Below are 5,548 nucleotides of genomic sequence, written 5' to 3'. Positions count from 1 at the left end.
TCTCCGCCGCCCTCTCGGCCTGTGCGGGTGTCCGTGAGGCGGTCACCGTCCTGGCCGGCGACCGGCTGGTCGGCTACCTGGTCACCGAGGGCGACCTGGACCGGGCCGCCGTTCGCGAGGAGCTGGCCCGCACCCTGCCCGACTACATGGTCCCGGCCGCCCTGGTCGAGATCGAGACCATCCCGCTCACCGCGAACGGCAAGCTGGACAAGCGGGCCCTGCCCGCCCCGGACGGCGCCCAGTTGCGGAGCGCGGGCGAGTACGTGGCGCCCCGTACCCCCGCCGAGGAGGCCGTCGCCGCGGTCTGGCGTGCCGTGCTCGGCGCCGACCGGGTCGGGGTCACCGACAGCTTCTTCGAACTGGGCGGCGACTCGATGCGGGCGGTGGCGCTGGTCGGCGCCCTGCGCGAGGCCGGCTACCAGGTCAGCGTCCGGGACGTGTTCGAGCACCGTACGGTGGCCCGGCTCGTCGAGTTCGCCGGTGAGACCAGCGCGGACGCCGCCTACCGGCCGGTGCGGCCGTTCGAGCTGATCGACGAGGCGGACCGGGCCCTGCTGCTGGACGGCATCGTCGACGCCTACCCGCTCGGCCAGAACCAGCTCGGCATGGTCATCGAGATGCTGGCCGACGACGGGCAGAACAACTACCACAACGTGTCGGCGTACTGGATCCACGACGACCAGCCGTTCCTGCCGGGCGCGTTCGCCGAGGCCGGGCGGATCGTGCTGGCCCGGCACGACGTCCTGCGCACCTCGATCGAGCTGACCGCGTACTCCCGGCCGATGCAGCTGGTGCACGCCCACGCCGAGATGACCACCGACGTCTGGGACTGCTCCGGGATGACCGCCGAGCAGGTGCGGACCGAGGTGCGGGAGTTCGGGGTCCGCGAGCGCGCCAACCCGTTCGACATGAGCGTCCCGGGCCTGATGCGGTTCCACGCGCACACCACCACCGGTCTCGGCGGCTGGTGGCTCTCGCTGGTCGAGTGCCACCCGATCCTCGAGGGCTGGAGCTACCACTCGCTGCTCATGGAGTTCGTCACCACGTACCTCACGCTGCAGGCCGGAAACACCCCGGAGGAGGTGCAGGCGCCGCCGATCCGGTTCGCCGACGCGATCGCCGGTGAGCTGGCCGCCCTGGATTCGGAGGACGACCGCGCCTACTGGCGGGACCTGGTCCGCTCGCACGCCCCGCTGAGCCTGCCGGCCGGCTGGGGTGACCCGGAGGCGCCGGCGGCCGCCCCGTACAAGACCGGTTTCTCCTGGCGTGACCTGGAGTCCGGGCTGCGCGCGCTGGCCGCCGCGACCGACACGTCGATGAAGGCCGTCATGCTCGCCGCCCACCTCAAGGTGATGAGCCAGCTCACCGAGGAGGAGTCGTTCCACAGCGGCCTGGTCTGCGACGTCCGGCCCGAGGTGACCGGCGCCGACCGGGTGTACGGCATGTTCCTCAACACCCTTCCCTTCCCGTACGCCCGTGGCGCCCGCACCTGGGGTGACCTGGTCCGGGACGTGTTCGCGGCCGAGGTGGACCTGTGGGGCCACCGCCGCTTCCCGCTGCCGGCCGTGCTGCGCGAGTGGCAGGGCAGCGGCCGGATCATGGACGTCTACTTCAACTACCAGGACTTCCGCCAGCTCGACACCGAGGTGGTCGACGCGGCCTCGGGCATGGACGACAGCCCGACCGAGTTCCCGCTGACCGTCGCGTCCCGGGCCGGCTACCTGATCCTGACCGCCAACCGCCGCCACCTGACGACCGCCGCCGCCGACAACCTGGCCGCCATGTACCGGGCCGTGCTCCAGAGCATGGCCGCCGACGGCGCCCGCGGTGACGCGCTGGCCGTCTACCTGTCGCCGGCCGAGCGGGCCGCGCTGGTGGCCCCGCCGGCCGTCCGTGCCGGGACCGACGCGCTGGCGCACGAGCTGTTCGAGGCCCGGGAGGCCGGGCAGCCGGATGCCATCGCGGTGGTCGCCGGTGACGTGGAGCTCACGTACGCCGAGGTCAACGCCCGCGCGAACCGTCTGGCGTGGCTGCTGCGCGACGCCGGGGTGGGCCCGGAGGACCTGGTCGGCGTGCACCTGGAGCGTGGCGTGGACCTGGTCCCGACGCTGCTGGGTGTGCTCAAGTCGGGGGCCGGTTACCTGCCGCTGGACCCGGCCAACCCGCTGGAGCGCCTCGGCTACGTGCTGGAGGACGCGGGCGCGGACATCGTCATCACCTCGGCCGAGCTGGCGCCCGGACTGGCCGACGTGTTCGACGGCAAGCTGATCATGACGCCCGAGGAGGGCCGGACCGACAACCCGCCTCGGGTGTCCACCCCGGACGGCGTCATCTACACCATCTACACGTCCGGTTCGACCGGCCGGCCCAAGGGCGTGGTGCTCAGCCACCGCAACGTGACCCGGCTGCTCGACACGGCGCAGGAGCACTACTCGTTCGACGAGAGCGACGTGTGGTCGATGGCCCACTCGTACGCCTTCGACGTGTCGGTGTTCGAGATGTGGGGCGCGCTGGCGTTCGGCGGCCGCCTGGTCGTCGTACCCCGCTCGGTCGCCCGCTCCCCGGAGGACTTCCTCGACCTGCTGCTGAACCAGCGGGTCACCGTCCTGTCGCAGACGCCGACCGCCTTCCGCTCGGTCGTCACCGCGGCCGGCGAGGGTGACGAGCGGATCGACCGGCTGGCCCTGCGCGCGGTCGTCTTCGCCGGCGAGAAGCTGGAGGTGGCCGAGCTCAAGCCGTGGGTGGACCGGGTCGGCCTGGAACGGGTCGCGCTGGTCAACATGTACGGGATCACCGAGACCACCGTGCACACCACGTACCACCGGCTCGACGGCCTGGACATCGCCGACCCCGGCATGAACCGGGTCGGCGACCCGCTCTCCGACCTCGCCGTCTACCTGCTCGACGCGACCGGGCACCCGGTGCCGTTCGGTGTCACCGGCGAGATCTACGTGGCCGGACCGGGCGTGGCCCGCGGCTACCTGGGCCGCCCGTCGCTGACCGCGCAGCGGTTCGTGCCGGACCCGTTCGGCCCGGCCGGCAGCCGCATGTACCGCAGCGGCGACCTGGCCCGCCGCCGCGCCGACGGCACCCTGGAGTTCCTCGGCCGCGCCGACGACCAGGTGAAGATCCGCGGCTTCCGGATCGAGCTCGGCGAGATCAGCGCGGTGCTGGCCGCCTGCGACGGCGTCCGCGAGGCGGTCACCGTGGTCGGCGGTGACGGCCGCCTGGTCGGCTACCTGGTGCCGGCCGACGGGCAGACCCCGGACCCGCGGGCGATCCGCGAGACCATCTCCCGCACCCTGCCCGAGTACATGGTCCCGGCCGCGTTCGTCGAGATCGACACGATCCCGCTGACCAACAACGGCAAGCTCGACCGCCGCGCGCTTCCCGCGCCCGGCGAGCAGACCTACGACAATGACCGGTACGTCGCCCCGCGCACGCCCGGCGAGGAGCGGATGGCGGCGATCTGGGCGCACGCGCTCAAGCTGGAACGGGTCGGCGTCGAGGACGACTTCTTCGAGCTGGGCGGCGACTCGATCCGGGCGGTCAGCCTGGTCGGGGCGCTCCAGGCGGCCGGCTTCGCGGTCGGTGTGCTGGACGTCTTCGAGCACACCACGGTGGCGGCGCTGTGCGCTTCGGCGACCGGCAACACCGTTCAACCCACCCCGGTACGTGCGGTGGCCCCGTTCGAGCTGATCAGCGACGACGACCGGGCCCGGCTACCGGAGGGCCTGGACGACGCCTACCCGCTGCTGCGCACGCAGACCGGCATGCTCGTCGAGACGCTCGCCTCCGGGACACAGGCCAACTACCACGACTTCACGTCGTTCCTGGTCCGCGACGACGCGCCGTTCGACGCCGGCCTGTTCCGCGAGGCGGTCACCCTGGTCGCCCGGCGGCACGACATCCTGCGTACGTCGGTCGACCTGACCGGCTACAGCGTGCCGATGCAGCTCGTGCACCACGACGTCACCATCCCGGTGGCCTGCCACGACCTGCGCGACATCGACCCGGCCGAGCTGCGGGGGACGCTGGAGGCGTTCGCCGCCGCCGAGCGGGGCGACCCGTTCGACCTGTCGACGACGCTGCCGCTGCTGCGGATCAACGTGCACGTGCAGACCGACGACTCGTGGCGGCTGTCGTTCACCAAGAGCCACGCGCTGCTGGAGGGCTGGAGCTACCACCAGCTGCTCAAGGAGTTGGTGGAGGCGCTGCGCGGGCTGCGCGACGGGACCGAGGTCGGCTACGACGCGCCGCCGGTGCGGTTCGCCGACACGGTCGCGGCCGAGCTGACCTCGCTCGCCTCGGACGCCGACCGCGAGTTCTGGAACGGGCTGGTCGGCGAGTACGAGCCGCTGACCCTGCCGGAGGACTGGCACGGCGACCTGACCGTGCCGGCCGAGCGGATCGACGGCGGGTTCTCCTTCTCGGACCTGGAGCCCGGCCTGCGTGAGCTGGCCGCCACGGCCGGCGTCCCGTTCAAGGCGGTGCTGCTCGGCGCCCACCTCAAGGTGCTGAGCCAGCTCACCGGCGCGGAGAGGTTCTTCACCGGCCTGGTCGGGCACGTCCGGCCCGAGGTCCAGGGCTCCGAACGGCTGATCGGCATGTACATCACCACGCTGCCGCACCCGTCCGCCCGCGACGCCGCCACCTGGGGCGACCTGGTGCGCCGGGTGTTCGACGACGAGGCGGCCGCCTGGCCGCACCGGTCCTACCCGATGCCGGCGATCGCCTCGGCCGGGCAGCGCCTGATCGACACGTTCTTCAGCTACCTGGACTTCCACCTGCTCGACGACGGTGACGTGGTCGACGAGGGCAACGGCATCAACCGGACCGCCATGGAGTTCGGGCTGGCGGTGACCGCCATCGGCGGCGTCCTCGGCCTGCGCAGCAACACCCACCTGCTGTCCCGGGAGAACATCGAACGGATCGCCGGCATGTACCGGGCCGTCCTGGAGGGCATGGCCGCCGACGGTACGAGCGGTGACGCGCGGGCCACCTACCTGCCGCCGACCGAGCGCGCCGCCGTGGTTGTTCCGCCCGTCGCCGGGCCGTTCGAAGAAAGACTGGCGCACGAGTTCTTCGAGGCCCGTGCGGCGGAGAACCCGGAGGCGCTGGCCGTGGTGGCGGGGGAGTCCCGTCTCACCTATGGCGAGGTCAACGCCCGCGCGAACCGGCTGGCGTGGCTGCTGCGGGATGCGGGTGTGGGCCCGGAGGACCTGGTCGGTGTGCACCTGGAGCGTGGCGCCGACCTGATGCCGGCCCTACTGGGCGTGCTCAAGTCCGGTGCCGGTTACCTGCCGCTCGATCCGGCGAACCCGATGGAGCGCCTGGGCTACGTGGTCCAGGACGCGGGCGCCGAGATCGTCGTGACGACGCCTGACCTGGCGCCCGGTTTGGCCGAAGTGTTCAACGGCAAGTTGATCATCCTGGACGACACGGCGGGAGGGCGGACCGACAACCCGCCGACGGTCGCCACGCCGGACAGCGTGATCTACACGATCTACACCTCCGGTTCGACCGGCCGCCCGAAGGGTTGCATGCT

The 5,548-nt window shown here is 72.2% G+C and carries 1 protein-coding gene; it reads left to right on the top strand.

The genetic code is table 11. From position 1 onward, the window contains the following. The coding region (locus IEZ13_RS45870) for a non-ribosomal peptide synthetase (protein ID WP_189285798.1) at positions 1 to 5,548 on the top strand (5,548 nt) is incomplete at both ends.

This window comes from Actinoplanes campanulatus (genome assembly GCF_014647795.1).
Taxonomy (GTDB): Bacteria; Actinomycetota; Actinomycetes; order Mycobacteriales; family Micromonosporaceae; genus Actinoplanes; species Actinoplanes campanulatus.
The sequence above is the reverse complement of the archived record's forward strand: the minus strand, read 5'-3'. Positions and strand labels throughout refer to the sequence as shown.